Annotated in this window: 23 protein-coding genes; 20 read left to right on the forward strand and 3 right to left on the reverse strand. The window is 42.0% G+C overall.

Annotated elements, in window-relative coordinates:
- Nucleotide 1 precedes the first annotated feature (1 nt).
- The 15 genes from rfbC to C5O00_RS05385 all read left to right on the forward strand — a co-directional run bounded on the left by rfbC (nucleotide 2) and on the right by C5O00_RS05385 (nucleotide 16,113).
- Nucleotides 2-508, forward strand: coding sequence for a dTDP-4-dehydrorhamnose 3,5-epimerase (rfbC, locus tag C5O00_RS05315; RefSeq protein ID WP_394342094.1), 507 nt, complete (start codon nucleotides 2-4; stop codon nucleotides 506-508).
- Nucleotides 505-1,368, forward strand: a complete 864-nt coding sequence (gene rfbD / locus C5O00_RS05320; RefSeq protein WP_105215587.1) for a dTDP-4-dehydrorhamnose reductase — start codon at nucleotides 505-507, stop codon at nucleotides 1,366-1,368. Before rfbC ends, rfbD begins: the two co-directional genes overlap by 4 nt.
- Before the next feature lie 6 nt (nucleotides 1,369-1,374).
- Nucleotides 1,375-2,355 carry a hypothetical protein gene (locus C5O00_RS05325; protein ID WP_105215589.1) on the forward strand — a complete coding sequence of 327 codons (981 nt, stop codon included), beginning with the start codon at nucleotides 1,375-1,377 and terminating at the stop codon, nucleotides 2,353-2,355.
- 108 nt (nucleotides 2,356-2,463) lie between these two features.
- Nucleotides 2,464-3,771, forward strand: coding sequence for a flippase (locus C5O00_RS05330; protein ID WP_105215591.1), 1,308 nt, complete (start codon nucleotides 2,464-2,466; stop codon nucleotides 3,769-3,771).
- Entirely contained in the window at nucleotides 3,768-4,697 is a 930-nt protein-coding gene (locus tag C5O00_RS05335; protein ID WP_105215593.1) for a sulfotransferase, read from the forward strand. Before C5O00_RS05330 ends, C5O00_RS05335 begins: the two co-directional genes overlap by 4 nt.
- Nucleotides 4,694-5,386, forward strand: coding sequence for a sulfotransferase family 2 domain-containing protein (locus tag C5O00_RS05340; protein WP_105215595.1), 693 nt, complete (start codon nucleotides 4,694-4,696; stop codon nucleotides 5,384-5,386). The genes C5O00_RS05335 and C5O00_RS05340 overlap by 4 nt, the downstream gene beginning before the upstream one ends.
- Complete coding sequence (locus C5O00_RS05345) at nucleotides 5,376-6,554, forward strand: glycosyltransferase family 4 protein (RefSeq protein ID WP_105215596.1); 1,179 nt, start codon at nucleotides 5,376-5,378, stop codon at nucleotides 6,552-6,554. The genes C5O00_RS05340 and C5O00_RS05345 overlap by 11 nt, the downstream gene beginning before the upstream one ends.
- Before the next feature lie 33 nt (nucleotides 6,555-6,587).
- Nucleotides 6,588-7,820 (forward strand): O-antigen ligase family protein, encoded by a 1,233-nt coding sequence (locus tag C5O00_RS05350; protein ID WP_158676781.1) that lies wholly within the window; start codon nucleotides 6,588-6,590, stop codon nucleotides 7,818-7,820.
- On the forward strand, nucleotides 7,780-8,883 hold the full coding sequence (locus C5O00_RS05355; RefSeq protein ID WP_105215598.1) for a DUF1972 domain-containing protein: 1,104 nt from the start codon (nucleotides 7,780-7,782) through the stop codon (nucleotides 8,881-8,883). The genes C5O00_RS05350 and C5O00_RS05355 overlap by 41 nt, the downstream gene beginning before the upstream one ends.
- Complete coding sequence (locus C5O00_RS05360) at nucleotides 8,867-10,093, forward strand: O-antigen ligase family protein (protein ID WP_105215599.1); 1,227 nt, start codon at nucleotides 8,867-8,869, stop codon at nucleotides 10,091-10,093. The genes C5O00_RS05355 and C5O00_RS05360 overlap by 17 nt, the downstream gene beginning before the upstream one ends.
- Nucleotides 10,094-10,373: 280 nt before the next feature.
- Entirely contained in the window at nucleotides 10,374-11,597 is a 1,224-nt protein-coding gene (locus tag C5O00_RS05365) for an O-antigen ligase family protein (protein ID WP_105215600.1), read from the forward strand.
- A 66-nt stretch (nucleotides 11,598-11,663) separates the two neighbouring features.
- Entirely contained in the window at nucleotides 11,664-12,974 is a 1,311-nt protein-coding gene (locus C5O00_RS05370) for a UDP-glucose dehydrogenase family protein (protein ID WP_105215601.1), read from the forward strand.
- Between the two features lie 4 nt (nucleotides 12,975-12,978).
- Entirely contained in the window at nucleotides 12,979-13,977 is a 999-nt protein-coding gene (locus tag C5O00_RS05375) for a UDP-glucuronic acid decarboxylase family protein (RefSeq protein ID WP_105215602.1), read from the forward strand.
- Nucleotides 13,978-13,979: 2 nt separating this feature from the next.
- Nucleotides 13,980-15,335 carry an exopolysaccharide biosynthesis polyprenyl glycosylphosphotransferase gene (locus tag C5O00_RS05380; RefSeq protein ID WP_105215603.1) on the forward strand — a complete coding sequence of 452 codons (1,356 nt, stop codon included), beginning with the start codon at nucleotides 13,980-13,982 and terminating at the stop codon, nucleotides 15,333-15,335.
- A complete protein-coding gene (locus C5O00_RS05385; protein ID WP_105215604.1) occupies nucleotides 15,304-16,113 on the forward strand; it encodes a glycosyltransferase family 2 protein in 810 nt (269 codons plus the stop codon). Before C5O00_RS05380 ends, C5O00_RS05385 begins: the two co-directional genes overlap by 32 nt.
- Here the strand turns inward: C5O00_RS05385 and C5O00_RS05390 are convergent.
- Entirely contained in the window at nucleotides 16,108-17,415 is a 1,308-nt protein-coding gene (locus C5O00_RS05390) for a phenylacetate--CoA ligase family protein (RefSeq protein WP_105215606.1), read from the reverse strand. The genes C5O00_RS05385 and C5O00_RS05390 overlap by 6 nt on opposite strands.
- 65 nt (nucleotides 17,416-17,480) lie before the next feature.
- Here C5O00_RS05390 and purD point away from each other — a divergent pair, with 65 nt between their 5' ends.
- The gene (gene purD / locus C5O00_RS05395) at nucleotides 17,481-18,755 is read left to right on the forward strand and encodes a phosphoribosylamine--glycine ligase (protein ID WP_105215608.1); all 1,275 of its coding nucleotides are present in this window, start codon (nucleotides 17,481-17,483) and stop codon (nucleotides 18,753-18,755) included.
- Here purD and C5O00_RS05400 read toward each other — a convergent pair.
- Nucleotides 18,747-18,977, reverse strand: a complete 231-nt coding sequence (locus C5O00_RS05400) for a DUF6341 family protein (protein WP_105215610.1) — start codon at nucleotides 18,975-18,977, stop codon at nucleotides 18,747-18,749. The genes purD and C5O00_RS05400 overlap by 9 nt on opposite strands.
- 39 nt (nucleotides 18,978-19,016) lie before the next feature.
- On the opposite strand from C5O00_RS05400, the gene C5O00_RS05405 reads away from it, so the two are divergent.
- The 3 genes from C5O00_RS05405 to C5O00_RS05415 all read left to right on the forward strand — a co-directional run bounded on the left by C5O00_RS05405 (nucleotide 19,017) and on the right by C5O00_RS05415 (nucleotide 21,738).
- The gene (locus tag C5O00_RS05405; protein WP_105215612.1) at nucleotides 19,017-19,940 is read left to right on the forward strand and encodes a hypothetical protein; all 924 of its coding nucleotides are present in this window, start codon (nucleotides 19,017-19,019) and stop codon (nucleotides 19,938-19,940) included.
- A gap of 97 nt (nucleotides 19,941-20,037) precedes the next feature.
- Nucleotides 20,038-20,646 (forward strand): DUF4254 domain-containing protein, encoded by a 609-nt coding sequence (locus C5O00_RS05410; RefSeq protein ID WP_105215614.1) that lies wholly within the window; start codon nucleotides 20,038-20,040, stop codon nucleotides 20,644-20,646.
- 60 nt (nucleotides 20,647-20,706) lie between these two features.
- Nucleotides 20,707-21,738 (forward strand): glycosyltransferase family 9 protein, encoded by a 1,032-nt coding sequence (locus C5O00_RS05415; RefSeq protein WP_105215616.1) that lies wholly within the window; start codon nucleotides 20,707-20,709, stop codon nucleotides 21,736-21,738.
- Here the strand turns inward: C5O00_RS05415 and C5O00_RS05420 are convergent, their stop codons facing one another.
- The gene (locus tag C5O00_RS05420; protein WP_105215618.1) at nucleotides 21,739-22,788 is read right to left on the reverse strand and encodes a 2Fe-2S iron-sulfur cluster-binding protein; all 1,050 of its coding nucleotides are present in this window, start codon (nucleotides 22,786-22,788) and stop codon (nucleotides 21,739-21,741) included.
- A 189-nt stretch (nucleotides 22,789-22,977) separates the two neighbouring features.
- Here C5O00_RS05420 and porW point away from each other — a divergent pair, with 189 nt between their 5' ends.
- The gene (gene porW / locus C5O00_RS05425; protein WP_105215619.1) at nucleotides 22,978-25,527 is read left to right on the forward strand and encodes a type IX secretion system periplasmic lipoprotein PorW/SprE; all 2,550 of its coding nucleotides are present in this window, start codon (nucleotides 22,978-22,980) and stop codon (nucleotides 25,525-25,527) included.
- Nucleotides 25,528-25,557 lie beyond the last annotated feature (30 nt).

Raw genomic sequence — 25,557 nt, forward strand, 5'->3', positions numbered from 1 at the left:
TTTGAAACCCAGGGTGTTTTCAGACGCCAGGGGATCATTCTGCGAAAGCTATAACAAGAAAACTTTTAAAAGCGCAACGGGGCTGGACATAGATTTTGTACAGGATAACCAGTCTATTTCGTCTTACGGGGTATTGCGGGGCCTTCACTTTCAAAAGGGTAATATGGCGCAGGCCAAGCTGGTGCGGGCTATCCAAGGCAGAGTACTGGACATAGTAGTAGATATACGTAAAGGGTCTGAAACCTTCGGGCAATCCTACAGTGTGGAGCTAAATAATGAGAATAATCTGCAGTTGTTTGTGCCTCGTGGATTTGCACATGGATTCATTACCCTTACAAACAAGGCCATATTTGCCTACAAATGCGATAATTATTACGATAAAGAATCGGAAAGCGGCATAATTTACAACGACGCAACCTTATCTTTAGACTGGCATCTTCCAAAGGAAGATTTTATAATTTCGGATAAAGACCTGGAACTTCCCGGATTTGAGGAGGTAATTTCATGAAAAAAGTATTGGTAACAGGGGCGTTCGGACAACTTGCTATGTGTATTAAACAGGCAGCTCCTAACTACCCCGATCTGGATTTTACTTTTGTAAATAAAACGGAACTCGATGTTACCGATCCCTCGGCTGTCCGCTCGTATTTCAATGAGAATCCGGTTGATGTTTGTATCAATACCGCCGCCTACACAAATGTTGAAAAGGCCGAAAGCGAAAAGGAACAGGCGCTTGCGGTTAATGCAATGGCAGTAAAAACCCTGGCCCAAGTCTGTGAAAACCATAAGACGGTTTTAATTCATGTGTCCACAGATTATGTGTTCGATGGAACAAAAAGATCTCCTTATACAGAGCAGGACGCTACCAACCCGATCAATGTGTACGGGGCGTCCAAACTTGCTGGCGAAGAGGAACTGGCCGTCCATTGCAGCCAACATTTTATTATAAGAACTTCCTGGTTGTATTCGGAATATGGACATAATTTTTTTAAAACCATACTTAGACACGCAACCGAAGGAAACCCACTAACAATTACCACCGAACAGCTGGGCACACCTACCAACGCAAATGATCTGGCTAGGGCAATCCTTTTGGTGGCAGATAGTGAAAGCAAGGAATATGGCCTGTATCACTATAGCAATTCGGGAGAGGCAACCTGGTATGATTTCGCCGAAGCGATTTTACAGGAGTCGGGACAAATTGAAACCGCAAACCTTGCCAAAACCGACCATTACCGTACTTTTGCAAAAAGACCGGTTTACAGTATTTTAAACAGCACAAAATTCTGCAAGGCTTTTAAAGCGGATACCATCAATTGGAAGGAGAGCTTAAAAACCTTATTTGTAGAAAATAATAACCATAAATAAAAACGAATGGCACAGAACAATCAGGAAGAAGTAGATCTGTTTGTAGTATTAAAGAGACTTAATAAGGTCTATCAGGGATTCCTTGCCAGTGTGTACAAGGGCATCCGTTTTGTAATTAAGAACTGGATCGTCTTAACGATCCTGATCGTTGGCGGCTATTTTATTGGCGGCTGGTGGCAAAGATCCTTAACCCCTACAAAAGAGGCGGTGATGATCGTTCAGAACAACTTCGACAGCTCGAATTATGTTTACAATGCCATCGACCTGCTCAACATAAAATACAAACAAGGCCATAAGAGCTTTGTAAAGCAATACGGTTTCGATACCGAAAATCCGGATATCTCAGATATCGTAGTGGAACCTATCGTGAACATCGTGGAACTTCTCGAAAAACAGGAGACCAACGATAGAAACCTCGAATCCTACCTAAGCAGGGTTACCTTCGAAGAAGACCCCTTGTTGTCTGAGATCTACTTCCCCGAATATACCTTCCACAAGATCACTATCAGTACGGAGAAATCGGATCCGGCCATCATAGAAAAGGTGCTCAATTATCTCAACAATAACGAGATCTATAACAAGACGAAAGATGTTGTTGTTTCAGAAACACAATTGAGAATTCAGCGAAACGATGTGAGTATCGCCAATATCGACGCTATTTTCGACGAGTACTCCGGAAAGAATGCAGATGGCTCTAAAGCTAGTGAGATGAACTTCCTGATTCAGGAAAATAACAACTTGCATCAGCTACTGGACAAGAAAAAGGAACTTATAGAGGAGAACGAATATCTCAAGAAAGAACTCATTAAATACGATAATGTGGTTTCTTTACTCAACAATCCTAATTTTTACAATTCCTCCGATTTCTTTAGTAAAAAGAGGACCTTGTTACCTATAGCCCTGGTATTACTTTATATAGGTTTCTTCGTGATACGTAATATCTATCTCAAAGGAAAGAAATATTCGGAAGAGATATCACAAGCCTGATCGTATTGATAATCCGGCAAAGAAGTATAAAACATTAATCTATAAATGTTCACCCGGGATTTCGGAAATGAGGGAAATTCCCAATGAAGATCTGAAGGCCTGTCATCAATGAAATTACGTGCTACCATAAGGGATCTGTTTAATAACGCGATGGTTTTTAAAAGCCTCAACGTTCTCGCATTGCGAATTGCAGGAATGCTGCTGTTTTTTGGCCTCACCCTTTTCCTCACTAATAATTTTGAAGCCGGATTGGTGGGGCAGTACGATTTTAGCAGAGCTCTACTTATCTTTTTGGGAGGCGCCTGTGTGTTCGGGATGCACCAATCTGTAATCTATTATGCGGGTTATCTTAAATCCAAGAATTCTCTCAGCTACCTGAAGAAATTATATGGCAAAATGCTGGTGATCGTATTTTCGATCGCCTTTCTTTTTTTTTTAGCGGTTTTACTCGTCTCCCCTTCGTTTATTGACAGCCTCTTCGACAAAGAAGTGTCAAAATTGGTGAGTTATTCGGTGTTTGCACTGTTCTTCTACGGGGTAACCTTGCTGAATATTGATGTATTTCGGGCGATCAGTAAGATCTATATTTCCGAATTTTACAGGAACGTATTGCGCTATGCCCTGTTTTTTGTAGCCATCATTTATTTGTATTACAGTGGAAATCCGCATTTCCTTGTTGAGGTTTTTCTTCTGAATTTCACTTTTCTCGCATTGCTTTCCACTGCATATCTGTTCTACTACTTTTCGAAGATAAAAGTAGATCCCACTTCCGAAGAAATTGGGTTCAAACAAATTTTAAAACGCTCGGGCCCCATGGCGATTAGCGCTATAACATATCTGTTAATGCAAAGTGTGGATGTTATCCTGTTAAGTAAGTACAGTAGTTTTGAACGAGTGGCTTTTTATTCGGTGGCGATAAAACTCACTACCGTTCTTTCCATAGTCCTGGCATCGGTAAATACCGTTTATGCACCGTCCTTCGCCGAATGGTACAGCAAGAATGACCTTCAAAGCCTGAAACAGGGCATAAAACGAGCCACCCGACTCATTTTTATTTTCACCTTTCCGGCCATAGTGCTGGTGTTTTTATTTTCTAAGATGATACTCGGTTTTTTCGGCCCTGGTTACATCGAAGCGCGCTGGGCCCTCATTATCCTGCTTATAGGACAAGCGGTGAACGCATTATGTGGATCGGTAGGTGTTTACATGAATATGACCGGAAAACAGGTAGTATTTCAACGGATTCTGGTTACTGCATTTACGATCAACGTGGTACTCAATCTTGTGCTAATCCCAAAATACGACCTCTTGGGAGCTGCCATTGCAACAACAATATCTACGGTGTTCTGGAACATTGTTACAACAACCTATATCTATAGAAAAGATAAAATAATAACCTTTTTAACCCTAAAATGAAACAGCTAAAGGTAGATTTCTTTGTTTTAGGCGTTGCCCGCGGGGGAACAACCTCCCTGTACAACTATATGCAGCAACATCCGGAGATCTTTCTTCCTAAAGTTAAGGAGTGTAATTTCTTTTCTGAAGTAGATTCGCTGGACAAAGAAGTGTATCTGGATCCGGACCCCGGGAAGGAATATCACATGAAGATCATTAAGGATGCGGCTATCTACAAGAATTTATTCGAAGACGCAACACCAGATCAGATCAAGGGAGAAGTGAGTCCGTCGTATCTCTGGGACCGAAATACCGCTAAAAGGATACACGATCACAATCCTAACACTAAGCTTTTAATAAGCCTTAGAAATCCCATTGAGCGAGCCTTTAGTCATTACCAGATGCACTATCAAACAGGCCACGAAAAGGAAGACAGCTTCGAGGCTGCCATCAAAGCACCTAAGAACGCCATCTGGGGCGGGGGGAATATGTACCTGGAAATGAGTTTGTATTACGAACAGTTGACCCCGTATTTCGAGCTTTTCGATCGCAAAAATATCATGGTATTGGTTTCGGAAGAATGGACCGCCCGAAACGGCGAAGCCCTTAACGAGATCTATGATTTTCTTGGGCTCGAACCGTTTTTTGATTATGAGACTGATGTACCGTTTAATGCGGCCAGAGAACTTAAAAATAAAGGATTACTAGCTTTTTTACGTTTAGATAAGGTGAAGCGCCCAATAAAATGGCTATTGCCCGAAAGTGCCAAGGATAAGCTTAAGGACAGACTGTTCTACAAAGAAGGCGAGAAACAATGTATAGATCCGGAAACGTATAGATCATTAGAAGATTATTTCAGGGAAGATGTGTATAAAACCAGCGAACTAACCGGAATAGACCTTCATCGCATCTGGGAGTTCGAAAAATCAAATGAGGTAAGCCAATGATAAGCAGGAAACACAAAACCTTATTTGTCCATATTCCCAAAGTAGCCGGGCAGAGCATCGAGACCATTTTTCTGAGAGATCTGGGTTTAGACTGGCACATCAGGGGCGAATTGTTGCTTCGGAAGAAAAAAAAGGAGGAACCGGGCCCCGAACGCCTGGCTCACCTGAAAGCGAAAGAATATCTTGAATTTAATTATATAGACAAGCCAACTTTCGATAGTTATTTCAAGTTTGGCTTTGTGAGAAATCCGTATTCAAGGATGTTGTCCGTGTATAATTACCTGGGTTATGGAAAGATCATCTCTTTCAACGCATTTATGGAAAAAGTGGTGAAACAGCAATTAGCACAAGACAACTTTTTCTATAGCGCGCAATACGATTATCTGTACGATGAAAAGGGTGAGTTGATGGTAGATTATGTGGGTAAACTTGAAAGTCTGGCCGAAGATATGAAGCTGGTATTGCAAAAAACCGGCCTGGAGGGACATGAGATCCCTCACGTAAATAAATCGGAAAAAGGGCGTAAAAGAGGATTGGCAGCTTTAATAAAGAATCCCCGTCTCTGGCCATGCTTCAAACCGGGTCTGCTGTTTTCTTCAGAAAAGAAAAAATCACTTAACGAAGCAGAAAAGCAAAAGGTTTACCAGCTTTTTGCCAAAGATTTTGAGCATTTTGGTTATGAACGATAAGAAAAACATATTCTTTATCAGCATATCCTGCGATATGTACGGATCTTCTAAGGTCATGTTATCGCTGGTGCTTCAAATAAAAGAAAATAGCACGGAATACAACCCAATTGTATGCCTTCCGCCCGAGCAGGGCCCCTTGAGAGAAAAGCTTGTGGAAGCCGGCATCGAAATTATTGAAATGCCGGTGGTGAAGCTCACCCGTTCCATGCTGAAGTCGCTAAACTTCATCAAACTAATAAAGGAATACTTAAAGGCGAAGCGCAATTTTAAAGCACATACCAAAGGACGAAGTGTGGACATAATTCAATCCAATACCCTGGCAACTCTTTTTGGAGCCTGGTATTGTAGGTTTAGGAAGCCGAAACATATAATGCATGTGCACGAGATCATGGACCGGCCGAAGATTGCTACCTCGTTTTTTAAATTGATCTTAAAATATTTTTGTGATGAAGTGGTTTATAATTCGGAAGCAACGGCAGCTTTTTACAACCAGGCCTCACCTGCGTTGAAACGGAAATCGCGAACCATCGTGAACGGTGTAGACCAAACCGAAGTCCGTATTTCAGAAGAAAAAAAGAAACAGATACGAGCCCGCTTATTTGGTGCCGGTGAAAATGAAATTGTGATAGGCCTTGTGGGCAGGATCAACAGACTGAAAGGGCACGAGCTAAGTTTGAAGGCATTTAGGCAGCTAACATCCGCATACCCGAACCTTAAACTTTGTTTTATTGGTTCTCCTCCGCCGGGACAAGAACACTTTTTAAGTAACTTGGAGGCAAAGATCCAACAAGATGATCTGGAGGAACAGGTGCGCATTATTGGTTTTCAGGAAGAAGTATTCTCTATTATGGAATCTCTGGACCTGGCGGTAGTGCCTTCCACCGAGCCGGAATCGTTCGGACTCGTAGTGGTTGAGGCCATGATGGCGGGAAAGGCGGTGATCGGGTCTGATATTGGCGGAATTTCCACCATTATCAAAGATGGGGAGAACGGTTTATTGTTCGAGCCGAATAATGAACAGGAATATGTTGCCGCGATCAGGAAATTACTGGACAACAAGGAGTTGAAGACCCGTCTGGAAGAAAATGCCCTAGTCTATTCCCAGGAAACCTATTCCTCTAAGGCCATGTATACTAAGTTTAAACAATTGTACGAGACACTATCATAAATGGGACAATGGTTTTATAAAATATGTTTGATTTTGCTTATCTGGTCATTGCAGAAGGCGAATATCGAATTGTCCTTTGCCGTTGCGGCTTTCGTTACCCTGGTGTCCTTCCGGGCGAAATTATCGAGCCAGGTCTTGCTACTTATTATTTTCCTTTTTTTCCTGGTGATCATTGGGTGTATCACGGTTTTTAACCCGGAGAACGACTATTATTTCTTCTTTAAAGACCTCATCTATTTTATACGTCCTATCCTGGTGATCCTTGCGGGCTATTTTATAGCCATGAGGTTTCACAATAAGATGAGCTTTCTCAATATCATTGTACTTATGGGCTTTTATTTTGCCTTAATGCACTTATTGAGTTTTGTATGGTACTTTAATATTATTCCCAGCCATACGAGTGGGATCCGAAACATCTTCGGGCGTTATAACCATGTTGAAACCGTTGCTTTATTACTCATTTTGTGCGTTAAAGGGTTGCCGGTGAAGCGTTCGCGATATAAGTTTTTTTATCAGGCCTTTGTAGCCTGCCTTGTATTGTCTGTACTGCTTTATTTTTCCAGAACTATGATAATGGTGATCTTACTTGGAAGCCTGGCGTATTTTGGATATTTAAAACTTAACAGAAAGGGAACCATTGCCCTGGGGATCATAGGGCTCCTGGTAGGGGCTTTCATCTTGTTTTTACAGGCCTATCAACCTTCTTTGGAAAACCCCGGGGTGGTAGATACTTTTTTGCTGAAGATAAAAAACTCGGTTAATGAGAGCTTTAGTCTTGAGAATGTTGATGTTAATGATCTTGACCGAAGAAAACTATGGAAGCATTGGCGCGCTTACGAGGCCTTCAAGGTTTACGGTGAGATCGACAAGGAGAAACAGTGGTTAACAGGGCAGGGATTTGGTTCTACGGTAGATATTGGTTTCGAAGCCAGGCTGGATGGAGAATTAACCCAGCATTTATCGTTAACACATAACGGCTTTGCCTACCTCTACCTTAAAACCGGGATATTAGGATTGATCATTTACGTTTTGGTGGTGCTTTATTTATATTCATTTTCATATTCCCCCAGGAAAGGGACAATAGCCGATGTGGGGAACAAGCTCCTGGTAGCCACCACATTTTATATATTAATCACAAGTTTTGTAGTAACCGGGATATTTAAACCGTATGATATGGCTACACTGCTTATTGGAGGTGCATTTGCATTAAAACAATTTAAACCAAGTGAAGATAGCGATACTGGGAACCAGAGGGATACCCAATAATTATGGTGGATTTGAGCAGTTTGCCGAGTTTTTTTCAGTTTTTCTGAAGGAAAAGGGGCATGATGTATGGGTCTATTCGTCCGGTGCGCACGAATATCAGGAACCCACTTATAAGGGGGTTCAACTTATTCATTGCAAGGACCCCGAACACAAGATCGGCACTATAGGACAGTTTGTGTACGATTTCAATTGCATCCATGATGCCAGGAAGCGAAATTTCGATATCATTCTTCAGCTTGGATATACCAGCAGTTCCATTTGGAGAAGATACCTTCCTAAGAAATCTATGATAGTTACCAACATGGATGGGCTGGAATGGAAACGGACCAAATTCTCAAAAAAAGTACGAAGCTTCCTAAAATATGCCGAATCCCTGGCCATAAAAGGCAGCGACCACCTAATTGCAGACTCCATCGGGATACAGGAATATCTTAAAAAGACCTATGGAGTGGAATCCAAATACATTCCTTACGGATCGACCGTCTTCAAAGATCCCGCCCTATCTGTGCTAAACGAGTACAACCTGGAGCCACAGCAATACAATATGCTCATTGCAAGGATGGAACCCGAAAACAGCATTGAAATTATTTTGGATGGGGTTGTACAGAGTGGAAATAAATTACCATTTCTTGTGGTAGGCAAACACGACACGAACAAATTTGGGCATTATTTAAAGGAAAAGTTCAAAGACTATCCATCGATCCGTTTTGTGGGCGGCATATACAACCAGAACCACCTGAACAATCTGCGTTATCATTCGAACTTATATTTTCACGGTCATACGGTTGGAGGAACCAACCCATCCCTGCTAGAGGCCATGGGAAGTAATTCCCTGATCGTGGCGCATAATAATAAGTTCAACGCCGCTATCCTGGAAGAGGATGCGTTTTATTTCAGAGATGCAGATGAGGTAGCAAGGACCCTGGAAAATGTCGATAACAAACAAGACTACACACATTACCTGGAAAATAACACACAAAAGATAAAAGAAAAATACACCTGGGAATTGATCAATCAAACCTATCTGGACTACTTCGAAGAGACGTATGCAGCTTTTAAATAAAATAGTCGTTTCCGAAAGGACTTATGTGGTGCTTCTTGCGGCACTGCTTATATCATTGCCCCTTTCGTATGGTTTCGGTACAGGGATACTTATCACACTGCTTGCAGCTTCCCTCGTTTCGGCTCGTTTTCATAAGATACATTTTAGAAGAGGTTACCTGGCGCCTATACTGTTATATGGCTTAATGATAGTATCTCTTCTCTGGACGAGTAGCACACATAATTCGCTGCGTGGTCTTGAACGCCAACTGGCTATGATCATCATTCCAATGGCGTTTATTCTCATGCCCGAAATTTCCATGAGATCCCGAAACAGTATTTTATATGCCTTTTCCATTGGCTTATCGATTTTTGCACTATTCTTTTTTGCGTTGGCAGGGGTGGATTATCTGGAGGCTGGCAATGTGAACAGGTTCTTCTACCATGCCCTGGTTTCGCCACTTGAGCTAAATGCGATCTACATATCTGTGCTGGTTTCACTTAGCGGCTTGTTTCTGTTATTTGTGCAACGGAAAACTACGGTTGTTATATGTCTTCTTATCGTACACGCGATCTTTCTGGTGTTACTTGCGTCTAAGATCATAATTGTTATAACAGCTTTGGTTGCGGCCATTGGCATTATAAGTAGATTCCGAAGGTCACGCATCATGATCCTGCTTCCTGTACTCTTGCTGGGCTTGCTCCTTTTAATGGTAACCTCCAATCCGGTCAAAGAAAGATTCGAAAGAGAAGTAACGGCCTCGAATATAAAGGAGGTGTTGCAATGTGAGCGATTTAATAAAGTCTACGACTGGACCGGCACTACCATCCGTTTGTTTCAGGCCCGAATATTTGTGGAGATGTTCGAGGAGGACAAAGTTTACTTCACGGGCTATGGAATTAACAACTCCAAGGATAAGATCATCGAAAAACAGAAACATTACAATTTGTGGCAAGGGTATTACGAATATAATTTTCACAACCAGTATATCCAGGCATTCGCCGAATTAGGCGTCTTCGGATTTGTTTTTCTGTTGCTCCTGTTAGGGGTTGTTCTTTGGTATTACTTAAAAACCCGTGATATTATGTTCCTGTCTTTATTCCTGGTCATGATGGTGGTATTTTTAACAGAATCGTATATCTGGAGACAAAGAGGATTATATCATTTTCTTGTGTTATTTTGTTTGTTGATTAAAACCGCACCACTTCTACAAAAAGAAAACAGGAAATAAACAAAATAGAGATCAATTTTAAATTAACTTCCTTAAAGATTAAGTAAGACGTCAGTATTACAAAACAGGCCCAATAATAACCGATCATGCGTTGTCCCTTCAACGTATAACTGTCTGCTTCATTTTACAATTATGGTCTGGATATACAAAAGCAACCTATTTGGCACTAGCGCGTCATTTATATTAAAATAGATACCTTTATGGGCAATTAATGCGTGGCTACAGCGCCCACATTGATACAACAAAGCGTTAAGAGTCATGCATACCCGAAACAGCCGAAATGAAAGTCTTACTTAGAGCGATTTACCCGTATATCTATCTGTGCTTGTTTTTAACGATTCCCTTCGATAATTACGTGCGGGTTTTCCCTAATATCTTAATGGCAGCACTAGTGCTTATCTTCCCCTTCGTGGTAGATAGAAGTGATTGGAAAAAGATGCATCGCGGGCCTGTGGTAGCGTTTTTAGTATTTATCTTATACATAGGGCTAAACGCCTTTTTCCAGGGCAGATTCGAAGAAGATTTTGTCATCTTTAAGAAGATCGCTCTCGCGTTCGGGCTTGCGATCCTGTATTTGCCAGTTCAGGATAGGCGAAAGATTAGTATGGCCATCATATTTTCATCCCTGGCGGCTATAGTGTTCTCGATAATAAAGATCATTATCATAATTAATGTTTCTGAAGTAATTGCACTGGGTTATTCGCGAGAGGTGATCGAAGCCCTGCTTATCGACCGTCTGTATCTGGGCTTGTTAAGCGTACTGAGTATTCTAATTTCATACCAGTCCATTAGCCGAAAATATCACCCTAACAATCAGTATCATTTAATTAATATTATCATAAATGTGCTGTTTACCTTCCTGATGGTTTCCAAGGTCGCGATCATTGTACTGGCCATCCTGTTCCTGCTTAGGCTGTTGTATAGCAGTAAGATCATAGTGAGGATCTCGGCAGCGGTGATCGCCGTTTTTTGTGTGGTTATCCTTTTTACGGCAATTCGAAACCTAGAGCGGACCGAGTCTCCATTAGCCGGGAGATCTAATGCAGAGCAAACTTTTCTCATGAATACACTTACATGGGAATTGCGTACAACGGTTTGGAGGTGTGGCGTATCGGTATCTAAAAAGGAAGGACTTATTGTAGAAGGACTTGGATTTGAAGGAACACGTGATTCCTTATTAGAATGCTATGCTAATAAGATAGAGGATGACTGGAAAAGAAACAGGTTCGTTTCCATGGGCTATAATTCACATAACCAGTTTATAGATCTATACCTTATGTACGGGATCGTTGCCCTGGTGCTCTTCGTAGTATTTCTCCTTGTTACGTTAGTGCGAAACAGAAAGCACTATTTCACCATCGCCTTACTTGTCACCTTGATCTCGTACGCGCTTGTTGAAAACGTCTTTCACAGGCAAATAGGAGCATATTATGTTGGCTTTATCCTCATCGTATTGTTATCCAGGAATTTTCAAGGACAAATGAATGAACTAAAAGAAGATTAAAATGCAGGCAAATTGTATTTTTGCCGCGTGTTAAATAAAATTGATCGAGAAATCGAATTATAATATATGAAAATAGCAGTTATAGGAACAGGTTATGTGGGGTTGGTAACCGGGACTTGCCTGGCCGAGACCGGGAATGATGTGATCTGTGTAGATATTGATGCAGAAAAGGTTGAAAAGATGAAACAAGGCGTTGTTCCTATTTACGAACCACACCTCGATGTGCTTTTTGAAAGGAATATAAAAGCGGGCAGACTCGAATTCACCACCTCTCTTGATGAGGGCCTCGCGCATGGCGATATCATCTTTCTCGCCCTTCCCACTCCTGAAGATGAGGATGGCTCGGCAGATTTATCCTACGTTCTGAAAGTTTCGGAGGATATTGGAAAGAAGATAGACAACTATAAAGTGATTGTGGACAAGAGTACCGTGCCTGTAGGTACTGCTGAAAAAGTAAGGGCTGTGATCGCTCAAAATGCCACCACCGATTTCGACGTGGTTTCCAACCCCGAATTCCTTAGGGAGGGATATGCTGTAGATGATTTCCTGAAACCAGAACGTATCGTTATTGGTTCCAGCAGCGAAAGAGCTACCCGGTTAATGCAAAAATTGTACAGCCCCTTCGTTCGTTCCGGTAACCCCATTATCACTATGGATGAAAAGTCGGCAGAGCTCACTAAATATGCAGCCAATTCTTTTCTTGCCACTAAGATCACCTTTATGAACGAGATCGCAAATTATTGTGAAAAAGTAGGTGCGGATGTAGACAAGGTTAGGGTAGGTATGGGTACCGATTCTCGAATAGGGAAACGATTTTTATTTCCAGGTATTGGTTATGGGGGTAGTTGCTTTCCAAAAGATGTAAAGGCGCTATTGCATGCCGGGACATTAGTGGACTACGATTTTAAGATACTGGATTCGGTAGTCGAGATTAATCAAATTCAGAAACAAATTCTTATTCCCAAAATAACCGCCCACTTTGGTACAGATCTAAGTGGAAAGAAAATCGCTATCTGGGGACTGTCCTTTAAGCCTGAAACAGATGATATACGAGAGGCTCCGGCCATCGATATAATGAATAGTCTGTTGGACCTAGGAGCCGAGCTTACCGTCTTCGATCCGGAGGCCATGCCTAATATCCGAAAGCAATTTGGGGACAAACTTAATTATGCCAACGGCATGTACGATACCCTGGAAGGCGCAGATGCTTTAGTGATCTGTACAGAATGGAGCATTTTCCGTTCCCCTAGTTTCTCAAGGGTAAAGGAGTTGATGAAATCCCATGTGATTTTCGACGGGCGCAACATCTATCAGGTTGATGAAATGGCAAACGAAGGATTTAAGTACGTTTCTATAGGTAGAAACCAAGCAAACTAGCTATATGGATAATCGCAAGAAAAGAGTATTAATTACAGGAGCTGCCGGGTTTTTAGGGTCGCATTTATGCGATCGGTTTGTGGAAGAAGGATACTCGGTAGTAGGAATGGATAATCTTATTACAGGCGATCTGAAGAACATTGAACATCTTTTCAAAAAGGCCGAGTTCGAATTCTACCATCACGATGTAACTAAATTTGTTCATGTTCCTGGCCCTGTAGATTATATCATGCACTTTGCATCTCCTGCCAGCCCGATCGATTATCTGAAAATTCCCATTCAAACCCTGAAAGTTGGCTCCCTGGGAACCCACAATTTATTAGGGCTTGCTAAACAAAAGAACGCAAGGATCCTCATCGCTTCCACATCCGAGATCTACGGCGATCCTCTGGTACATCCTCAGAGTGAAGAGTACTATGGAAATGTAAACACTATCGGTCCCAGGGGCGTTTACGATGAAGCAAAACGATTCCAGGAATCCATCACCATGGCATATCATAGATTTCATGGGCTTGAAACACGTATCGCGCGAATATTTAACACTTACGGTCCGCGGATGCGACTTAACGATGGCAGAGTGATCCCGGCATTCATTGGGCAGGCATTAAGAGGAGAAGATCTCACAGTTTTTGGAGACGGAAAGCAAACCCGTTCCTTCTGTTATGTTAGCGACCAGGTGGATGGATTGTATAAGTTGCTTCTTAGCGACTACAGCTTGCCGGTTAATATTGGTAATCCGGACGAGATCACTATTCTGGATTTTGCTGAAGAGATCATAAGGTTGACCGGAACGAAGCAAAAAATAGTATTTAAAGATCTTCCTAAAGATGACCCCTTACAGCGACAACCCGATATTAGCAGGGCCAAAGAGGTATTGGGTTGGGAACCTCGTGTTTCAAGACAGGAAGGAATGGAAAAGACCTTCGCTTACTTTAAAGGCTTATCGGCCGAAGCGCTTTTTGATAGTGAGCATAAAGATTTTTCAAAGCATAACAGGCGGTAAAAATGATTTATAGAACTGGAAGGTATTCGGGCTATTTGAGACCCATTTCATATATCATTGATTTGGGGATCATCCATATCCTGGCATATCAGTTCTTTAGCTCCAGTTTTCATTTTATCAACTATACCATATTTATTAGTGTGGCGTGGATCGTACTCTCGCTAAGGTCGCATTTTTACGAGATCTACAGGTTTACACGCCTTTCTACCATCCTTTCACTGGTTGCCAAACAAGGCGTTCTTTTTACTCTTTTGGTATTTGCCTTCTTTGGTTTTTATCGCGATTTGCAGGTAGAACCGTTGTCGATCTTCCGCTACGTGTTGCTGGCTATTCTCTATATCACAATTGTGAAAGTTGGGATCTATTACCTTCTGAAGAAATACCGGGTAATTTTAAGAGGAAACCTTAGGCGGGTGGTGATCCTGGGACTTAATCAAAAAACAGATCAACTTCGGAAATTCTTTGATGATAACCCGGAGTACGGCTATAAACTGCTTAATATCTTCGATCTGAGTGGTCCCAACAAAGTTACTATAGAAGACTGCCTGGATTATATTCAGAATAATAAGATAGATGAGATCTATTCGTCGGTGGGGGAACTGAGCAATGAAGAACTTACCAAACTTACAGATTACGCAGATAACAACCTAAAGATCCTTAAATTCCTGCCGGATAATAAGGATATATACAGCAAAAGACTGGATTTTACCTACTATGGCTACCTTCCCATTTTATCCATGAGGAAGATCCCTATCGAGGAGCCGTTCAACAAATTTGTAAAACGAGGTTTCGATATACTCCTCTCTCTTATTATCATAGTGGGCGTTCTCTCATGGCTTACCCCGCTCTTGGGACTTATCATCAAACTGGAGTCCAAAGGCCCGATCTTTTTCAAGCAAAAGAGAAACGGACTCGATTATCAGGAATTCTATTGTTATAAGTTCAGGTCGATGCGGCCAAACCCCATGGCGCATATTCATCAGGTACAGAAAAACGATCCGCGGGTAACCAGGATAGGGCGTATTATAAGGAAAACGAGTATAGACGAACTCCCACAGTTTATTAACGTCCTTAAAGGCGAAATGAGCGTTGTGGGACCAAGGCCTCACATGGTTAGCCATACCCACATGTATGCCGAACGCATAGATAAGTTCATGGTACGTCATTTTGTAAAACCGGGTATTACAGGACTGGCGCAGGTAAGTGGTTATCGTGGGGAAGTAGAAGATGAGAACCATATTATCAACCGGGTGAAATACGATATATTCTACCTGGAGAACTGGTCGTTGTTTCTCGACCTGAAGATCGTCTTCCAAACTGTATACAATGCTATCAAAGGAGACAAAAAAGCTTACTAAAGAGGAGGAATTACCCCTCATCTCCATTATAACACCTCTTTATAATGCAGAATCTTTTGTTTCAGAAACCATAAAAAGCATCCTCGATCAATCCTACCCGAACTGGGAACAGATCATAGTGGACGATGCCTCAACAGATAATTCCCTTCAAATTGCACTTTCCTTTGCTGAAAAAGACGAACGGATTAAAGTTGAACAATTATCTCAAAATCGCGGTGCGGCCTACTGTCGCAACCTGGCGACCGAGCTTGCCGCCGGAGACTATTTCGCCTTTCTCGATTCGGACGACCTGTGGCACCCCGATAAGTTAAAGAACCAGTTGGAGTTCATGCAGAACAACCAATGCGATGTTTCTTTTAGTAACTATTTGCATATAAATGAAAATGGAGAATTGTTGGGTAAGCGGATTAAGGCATTAAAGAAATTGAGTTATAAAAAACAACACCGCAATAATTACATCGGTAATTTAACAGGGATGTATAGAGCGCAAACCATAGGAAAGATCGCTTCGCCAAACATTAGGAAACGGCAGGATTGGGCGGTCTGGCTTGAGGCCATCAAACGCAGCCCGAAACCCGCTATGGGACTTCAGGAAGATCTAGCATTTTACAGGGTTCGGAAAGATTCTATCAGCTCTAATAAATCCAGGCTTATAAAGTATAATTATAGCTTTTACCGCGATTACCTGGGGTATTCCGGCATTAAGGCCTTTAGGTGCCTGATCGTCTTTTTTTTCGAGTACTTTTTTATTCGCCCCCGGCAAATTGAGAAACTATAAAAGAGAAGTAAATTGCTTCAGCTTTCCGCGCTTACTTCGGTCCAGTACCTCACGCCTTTCGAAAGTGAGCCGAAGATCATTTTCCAGATAAGTATACAAAGCGTTCTTTATGGTATTTTCTTCTGAAGTAGTGAGCTCCTTTTCAGAAACATAAATTATTTTAAAACTATCCAAAGAGTTCTGTTCTATAACGAACTCCCTAACATTTCCATCATCTTCGATCACACTTTTGGTAACATAGTAAAATGTAAGCCCCGGAACCGTTTTACCTCCCGGAAGCCGGGCTATATCATTTGTTCTCCCAATAAGCTTGGCTAAAACAGGTTTCTTCATAGTGCTCTTGGGATCGATCACGCCAGTATCGCCAATATCGTAGCGTATCATGGGATGTGCCTTGTTGTAAAGAGAAGTGATCACTACCCTGCCAGGAGTGCCGTGAGGAACCGGGTTGTCGTAATCATCCACGATCTCAACATATAGCGTCTCGCTGTTCAGAACAAATTCATCGGCCTTATTGGTGAAAGCGATAAGATCTAGTTCACTCGCCCCGTATTCGTTGATAACCGGCACCCCAAATGTCTTTTCCATTAGTTTTTTATCGTCTTCGAACAACATTTCACTAGTCACTACGCAGTAGCGCAAACTAGGGCAGATCTTTGAAAGGATAATATTTTTGGAGTTCAGATATTTAGCAAACAATACAATAGAACTGGTATACCCGTTTATGTGGTCGAATTGTTTTTTTCTGAAATGCTCCAGGAACTCCTCCATTTTATCATTAGAGAGGTCGAAGATGGGGAAACGATAACGCCTTCCCAGCCAATCTTTGAATCGTTCTTTCTTGTAACCAATACTATCCAGGGGAATCCCGTAGAATCTTGCCTGATAGGATCTGTGAAAGCTCAGGCCGTACCATCCAAACCTATCGATGATCTCGGCCCAGGTAAGGGCGTGGCAAAATTTGTCCTTCGCAAAGATAAAAGGATGGCCGCTGGAGCCTGAAGTTTTATTCACATATACCTTTTTCTTGGGAAACCCTTTAGAAAGACGTTCAATTAAGGGCCTCTGCAGATCGCTTTTTTGCATCACAGGCACATCGGCCCATCGAGCGGTATTCCTACTACCTACAAAATCCTTATAGAACGGATTGGTATCAAGGTGATGCGCAACGATCTCTGCTCTCGCTTTTTCTACATATTCCTCGTATTCGCTTTCGGGAATACGTTGGATCTTTTCCAAAAACTGTTTGGCCTCGGTAATTGGGAAGCCATTTAATTTTAAGGAAAGTTCGAATAAATTCAACGAGAAATAATTAGGGCTTCAATTTACAAACAATTATTTTTGAAGGCTAATTAAAACAGCATAGCATGAACATTCTAGTCTTGGGTTCGGGAGGCCGCGAACACACTTTTGCCTATCAGATCGCAAAGAGCAAAAACTGCTCGAAGTTATACGTCGCACCAGGAAATGCGGGTACGGCTGCCATTGCAACCAATCTTCCTATTTCGGTGAACGATTTCGAAGCAATAAAAGAGGCTGTGCTTAGTCATGACATTGATATGGTAGTGGTTGGCCCGGAAGACCCATTGGTAAGCGGGATCACTAATTTCTTTGCCGAAGACGATGCTCTCAAGAATATAATGATCATTGGGCCCTCAAAGAGAGGTGCCTTACTGGAAGGAAGTAAAGAGCGCGCTAAAGAATTTATGATGCATCATAATATTCCAACCGCCGCCTATGCGAGTTTTACCAGCGAGAGTCTGGACGCCGGTAAAAAATTCCTGGAAACCTTAAGCGCTCCTTATGTCCTCAAGGCAGATGGACTGGCGGCTGGCAAAGGGGTTTTAATACTAGAATCACTGGAAGAGGCAAAAACCGAACTTGAGAATATGCTCGCACACCAAAAATTTGGTGAGGCCAGCGCGAAAGTTGTGATAGAAGAATTTCTTGATGGGATCGAGCTAAGTGTGTTTGTACTTACAGATGGTAAAAACTATAAGATATTGCCCACCGCCAAAGATTACAAGCGTATAGGGGAAGGAGATACAGGACTAAACACCGGAGGAATGGGCGCAGTTTCCCCTGTGCCGTTCGCGGATGCGGAATTAATGAAAAAGATAGAAGACCGGATCGTGATCCCCACAGTGAATGGAATAAGAGAAGAGCATATAGACTACAAGGGTTTTATTTTTATCGGGCTGATAAAAGTTAATAACGAACCTTATGTGATCGAGTATAATGTGCGTATGGGAGACCCCGAAACTGAGGTTGTTTTACCCAGGATAAAAACAGATCTGGTAGCGCTTCTAAAAGCGACCAGCCTTCAGCAATTGGATGGCATTCAACTGGAGATCGACCCGCGGTCGGCAACTACCATTATGGTGGTATCGGGCGGATATCCGGAAAGCTATGAGAAAGGAAAAGAAATTACAGGAATAGAAAACATAAAAGATTCTATCGTTTTTCATGCGGGAACTGCAATAAAGGACGGTAAGATAGTGACTAATGGCGGCCGGGTTATCGCGGTTACGTCCCTGGATGACGACTTCAGAAAAGCCATAAAAAAATCCTATCAAAACATAGAAAAACTATCTTTTAACAGGATGTATTATAGAACCGATATCGGTTTCGATCTATCCTAAGAAAGAATGTGAAGTTGAGCTACGGTCTTCTTCGCCACTCGCGTTAAAATCGGCCAGTTTTCGCATCCAGTAAAGAAATGCAACAAAACCGATGGCCAGAAACATCCAGCTAATCATATTGGCACCCCACCAGCTATCCAGTTCCATGGCACGCAGCATATCATATGGTGCAAACAAATAATCTACAAATAGTGTTTCTATACCGTAAAAAAAGTCCTTCATAACTGTATCTTTATACTGCAAAAATATAAATTACCCACAATGCTTACAAGCTTTTTCAGTAAATCTAATCCGGTTAATTTTCTTTTATTGGGTGCAGCACTGGGAATAGCGTATGTAATCTCATTGTTTCGAAAGGACTTTTCGGAATTTGATTTGTGGAACTTCCTGGAGATAGTGGCTGTTGCAGGCTTGTTGGTCTTTACTATTTTACTTCTCAATTTTATCGTTAGAAAGAACAACCTTACCCGAAAGAATACTTTTGCAGCCCTTATCTTCACCGCTTATACATTGATGATCCCGGCTATTTTCGATCACACCAAAATTATTATTGCCGTTGTTTGTTGTCTATTTGCCCTAAGGAGGATCTTTAGTCTGCCTTCCGAAAAGAACGTGGAGAAGAAAATACTTGATGCATCCCTGTGGCTGGTATTGGCATCATTTTTTCACTTTTATTGCCTCATATTCTTTGTAGTGATTTATTTCGCAGTGCTAAGACGTCCCAAAACGAGTTTCAGATATTTATTTATTCCACCCCTTGCTATTCTCGCAGTGACCAGCTTAACAACCTCGTATTTTTATCTTACCGAGAACTCTTTTGCGTGGTTTGAGCGTCATGTTTCCACTGTGAGTTTCGATTTCGGGGCATATAATTCGTTCGCCTTACTTATTCCTGCCTCTTTGTTCATTAGTTCGGTACTTTGGATATGTTTTTACAGATTGGTGAAGGTGGGTAGCATGATGCGGAAAGAACGACCAAACTTCCTGGTGCTTCTCGTGATCATTCTATCGGCCTTGGCCGTTTCCCTGGGATCTGCCGTGAAGGACGGTAGCGAAATGTATTTTCTTATCCCTCCTTTGGCAATTGCTACCGCCGATTATATTGAGAACAGAGAGGAATTATACATAAAAGAACTTTATATCTGGCTGGTGATGTTGCTTCCGGTGGCTCTGCTTCTCATTTAAAATGTCTAACCCACTTGTAGGAAGAATACAAATGAAATATAATACCTTTGCAGCCAGCAATCTCTATTTTCATTGAGATGCCATAAAATTAAAACTTATGTTTAGCGAAAAAGCGAACCGGATATTCCAGGAAGTCATAGAAACCTACCACCGTATCGACAGCGTGGACCAGCCTTTTACAAATCCGTATGATGGAGAATCTCAATTGATAGAACATTTGTTATATCGTAAGTGCTGGATAGACACGGTTCAATGGCATTATGAGGATATTATCAGGGATCCCAATATAGACCCGGTTGCCGCACTTAGCCTTAAAAGAAAAATTGATGCTTCAAATCAGGATCGTACCGATACGGTAGAGTATATCGACAGTTATTTTCTTGAAAAGTATAAAAATGTGGAAGTGGCCGATAATGCCACCATTAATACAGAAAGTCCCGCCTGGGGCATAGACCGCTTATCTATTCTTGCTTTGAAGATCTATCATATGAATGAAGAGGCGAACAGGACCGACGCCAGCCCTGAATATCTTAACACCTGTAAGGCTAAATTAAACGTACTACTGGAACAGCGTGTTGACCTGGGCACTGCGATAGACCAATTACTTAACGATATAGCTGAAGGAAGTAAATACATGAAAGTCTACAAACAGATGAAAATGTATAACGACGACGAAATGAACCCGGTTCTTCGTAACCAGAAATAAATTGCAAAGACTGGGATCAACTACCGAATCTTTCAAACAATCTCCCCTAAACCACTACCGATGGCATTACCAAAACACGTACTTGTAATAAGACTGTCGGCCCTTGGGGATGTAGCCATGACGGTGCCTGTGTTAAGAGTAGTTAGGAAAACATACCCTGAAATAAAATTAACCGTCGTATCTCGCAATCAGTTCTCGGCGCTGTTCGAAGACATCGAAGGCATTGAGTTTATAGAGGCAGATGTTTACGGGAGACATAAGGGGTTCGGGCTTTTTAAATTAGCTTCGGAAGCGAATAGGCTGGGTATCGATGCGGTTGCCGACCTCCATAATGTAATTCGATCCAAAGTGGTGCGGTTCCTGCTTAGGATAAAGGGTGTTAGAACTCGTTCAATAGATAAAGGCAGAGCCGAAAAGAAAAAACTCACCGTTGGCCTAAACAGAGACAGAGCTGTGTTAAAGTCTACTCACGAACGATATGCAGATGTATTCAGGAGATTGGGACTAGATATCAACCTGACAGATCATAGATTCCCGCCGAAAAAGGACATTTCACCCAGAATTCAGCATTTTTTCGGCAAGGAACCTAAAAAAGCAATTGGTATTGCCCCTTTTGCTGCCTACGCAAGTAAGATGTATCCTATAGACCTTATGAAGGAGGTGATCGCATTACTAGACCAGACGAATCGATTTAAGATATTCTTATTGGGGGCCGGAGCGGCAGAAGTTTCGGTACTTAAAGAAATAGAGAACGATTATGATAACGTTACCAATGTAGCCGATCAACTCACTTTCGAAGAAGAACTTTCCCTTATCTCCAACCTGGACCTTATGGTCTCCATGGATAGCAGTAACGGACATTTGGCCGCGATGTTCGGGGTGCCGGTGATAACCCTTTGGGGCGTTACTCATCCCTGTCTTGGCTTCACACCCTTCGGGCAACCAGATGAAAACCAACTACTTTCCGATCTGGAAAAGTATCCACTTATCCCTACCTCGGTCTATGGGAATTCCTTCCCGGCGGGTTATGAGAATGTAATGACCAGCATTAGGCCGGCCCGAATTGTGGAAAAAATAATAGAGACAGTTTAATTAAACATCATCGTAGTCGATCCCGAGCGTAGGGGTACTAGGATGAGCCTGGCAGGTTAGAATAAGACCATCGGCTATCTCCTCATCTGTAAGGATCTGGTTTTTCCTCATTTCGGCTTTGCCTTCGGTGATCCTCGCAATACAGGTGCTGCAAATTCCGCCCTGACAACTGTACGGAGCATCCAGGCCATGTTTTAGACTTGCTTCCAATACCGAAGTATCCTGGGGCATAACAAAAACCTCTGTTTCGTCGTCCAGTGTTACGGTGATCTTGGTTAAACCGTCATGCGGTTCTTCAAGATTGCCTTCTTCCGTAGTAGTAAACAGTTCAAAATGAATAGCGTCTTTACCTACCCCCTTTTCTTTCAGCAGATCTGAAATTGTATGGATCATTTCTTCGGGGCCACACAAATAATAACTGTGATAGGATTTATTGTTTAGTTTATTATTCAGCAGATAATTTGCGGTAGAGCGATCGATCCGGCCAAAAAGACCATAATCTTCCTTTCTTCGGCTAAAAAGATATTCAACAAAAAAGCGCTCGGGGTAAACTTCCTGTAGTTTGGCAATTTCACCGGCAAACATGGTCTCCTCCAGCGATTGATTCCCAAAGATTAGAGAAAAGGTACTTTCCGGCTCCTCTTTAAGAACGGACTTCAATATTGAAAGAATAGGAGTGATCCCGCTACCGGCGGCAAACGCAAGATAATTCTTAGCATTGGAAGGATCTGTTTTCAATATAAAATGACCTTCCGGAGGCATTACTTCCAGGGTGTCGCCGGGGTTCAAAGCGGTATTAGCGAAGACCGAAAAGGCTCCGTTTTTCACTTTTTTAATTCCCACACTTAATACCCCGTTTCCCGGCACACTGCATATAGAATAGGCTCGCCGGATCTCTTTTTCGTTTACCTGGTGCTTTATAGTAATATACTGTCCGGGCGTAAAAGTGAATATTTCTGAAATATCATCAGGGATTTCGAAGCTTACTCTAACCGAATTTGGGGTTTCTTTTTTTACTTCTGAAACGGTTAACGTATGGAAGTTGCTCATAGAATGAATTTTCAGCAAAAATACAAATCCTGAATCTGAAATAACAGGTGAGAGGCTGCAATATCACTGAAATTTACCCTAATTACGCAGACAGTTATTAAAAAGAAATGTATTTTTACCGTTCGTTTCTTATTTTACATACTAAACACGAAGGTTTTAAGTTAGAATATCATATAAACCGAAACTATTTTGAAGGGCATCTATAAAATTACCATTTTCTTATTGGCAGTTGTTTTATTCGCTGCGTGTTCACGAAAGAAAAATACTTTTTTAAGTCGGAATTATCATGCTGTCACAGGAGAGTATAATGCCTTGTACAATGGTGGCGTTGCACTTGATCAGGGGAAGAACGAACTCATCCTTACCTATCGCGATAATTTTTGGGAGATCCTCCCGGTGGAACGTTTAGAACCAATTGACGAATTAGACCTGCCCGGAGAGACCAAGAATCCAAATTTCAATCGAGCTGAAGAAAAGGCCGCAAAGGCCATACAGAAACATTCTATTTACCTGGATGGGAAGGAATACAACCCTCAGATAGATGAGGCATATATGATGCTTGGGAAAGCGCGGTATTTTGACGGGAGATTTATTCCTGCTCTTGATGCTTTCAATTTTATTCTGAACAAGTATCCCACTAGTAATAATATTAACAGGGCTAAGGTCTGGAAGGCCAAGACTAATATTCGTCTGAATAATGAGGATATCGCCATCGAGAATCTGGAAAAGATGATGAAGACGGTAGATCTTGAAGACGAAGAACTTGCCGATGCCTCTGCCATCCTGGCGCAGGCATTCATTAATCTGGATTCAATAGACGCAGCACTTCCATATATAAAACTGGCTTCAGAATACACCCGAGACAACGAACTAAGAGGTCGGTACGCGTATATCAAAGGGCAGATATATAATCGCCTGGATCTTAAAGACAGCGCGAATATGGCCTTCGATGAGGTGATCGAGCTCAACCGTAAATCTCCCAGGGTTTACATGATCAATGCCTACATCGAGAAAGCACGTAACTTTAATTATGAAAAGGAAGATCGGGTTGCTTTTCTCGAGCTATTATTCGATCTGGAAAAGAACCGAGAGAACCGTCCGTTCCTTGACAGAATATATAACCAGATAGGAGAATACTACAGAAGCACAGAGAATATAGATACTGCGGTGATCTATTACAACAAATCTATCAAGAATTACAAAGATGACAGGGTGATGCAGTCTGTGAATTATTCAACCCTGGCAGAGATCAATTTCGATAAGGCCGAATATAAACGCGCCGGAAATTATTACGATAGCACTCTTACTTATCTCGAGATAAACACCCGTGAGTGGAGACGTGTAAAGAAAAAGAGGGAGAATCTCGACGATGTGATCAAGTATGAGGATATCGCCACCCTAAACGATAGTGTACTGCGATTAGCGGGCATGAGTGAGACACAGCTACTGGCCTATTTTACAGAATACACTTCGAAGCTAAAGCAACAAGCGATCGAAGATTCAATAGCGGAGGTAAAACTCCAAACTCAGATCGCCAATAATGAGTTTTATCAGAAGAGCAAGGGAGGAAATAGTAAAGCACAAAGCGGAGGTAAATTTTACTTTTATAACACAAGTACCGTTGCCTACGGAAAGCAGGAATTTAGAAAAGTATGGGGAGACCGGAAGTTGGAAGACAACTGGCGAAGATCGGACAGGAAGACCTCGGGCTTAACCGAAGAGATCGCGGTAGAGGAAGACACACCTATCTCGGAGAATGAACGATTTAAGCCGGAAACCTATATCGCGCTAATCCCAAAGGATGCCGTAGTGATAGATAGCCTTACCAAAGAGCGAGATTTTGCCTACTATCAATTAGGATTGATCTATAAAGAGAAGTTTAAAGAGTACGGCCTGGCAGCCAATCGTCTGGAGAAACTTCTTACCTACAATCCTGAAGTACGGTTGGTTTTACCATCCAAATACAATCTCTACAAGATCTACCAGCAAATGGAACGTCCGGCCCTGGCCGAGAAATATAAGAATGATATAATAGATAATCATCCCGAGTCGAGATATGCCGAGATATTGCGCAACCCTAATGCCATATTGGCGACAGATGAGTCCAGCCCGGAGTTTAAATACAAAGCGCTATATAAGGAGTTCGAGGCTAACAACTATCAACAAGTGATCGACACCGCCGAGGAGTATATCACTATTTACAATGGTAATGATATTGTGCCGAAACTGGAAATGCTGAAGGCTACGGCCCTTGCACGGAAGGATGGATTCGAGGCGTATAAGAAAGCATTGAATTTTGTAGCCCTTAATTACCCAAATTCTGAAGAAGGGAAGAAGGCCCAGGAGATCTACTCAAGAGTGCTGCCACATTTGGCAGTTAAGGATTTTGTGGCCAGCGCAGACGACCCAAGCAACCAATGGAAAGTAGTTTACCAGTTCGCGGCTACCGATAGAGAAGCGGCGACCCAACTACAGGAAAAACTAGATAAATTTATAACCGAAAGAAGATACGACACCACAATGTCTACTTCTATAGATTACTATAATCCGGACACTATATTTGTTATAATTCACGGATTGAACACTAAACTTGGTGCCCGTGGCTTTGCTCAGGTACTCAACGAAGACAAGAAATATAAGATAAAGAAACCATTTTTCGAGATATCATCTCCAAATTACAAGATTGTTCAAATCCATAAGAATCTGGAAGATTATTTGAAGTTTGATACTGTCGAATAGAAAACGTTAATCCCCTTTAATTAAACTAAC

Source organism: Pukyongia salina (assembly GCF_002966125.1).
In the GTDB taxonomy this organism is placed as follows: Bacteria; Bacteroidota; Bacteroidia; order Flavobacteriales; family Flavobacteriaceae; genus Pukyongia; species Pukyongia salina.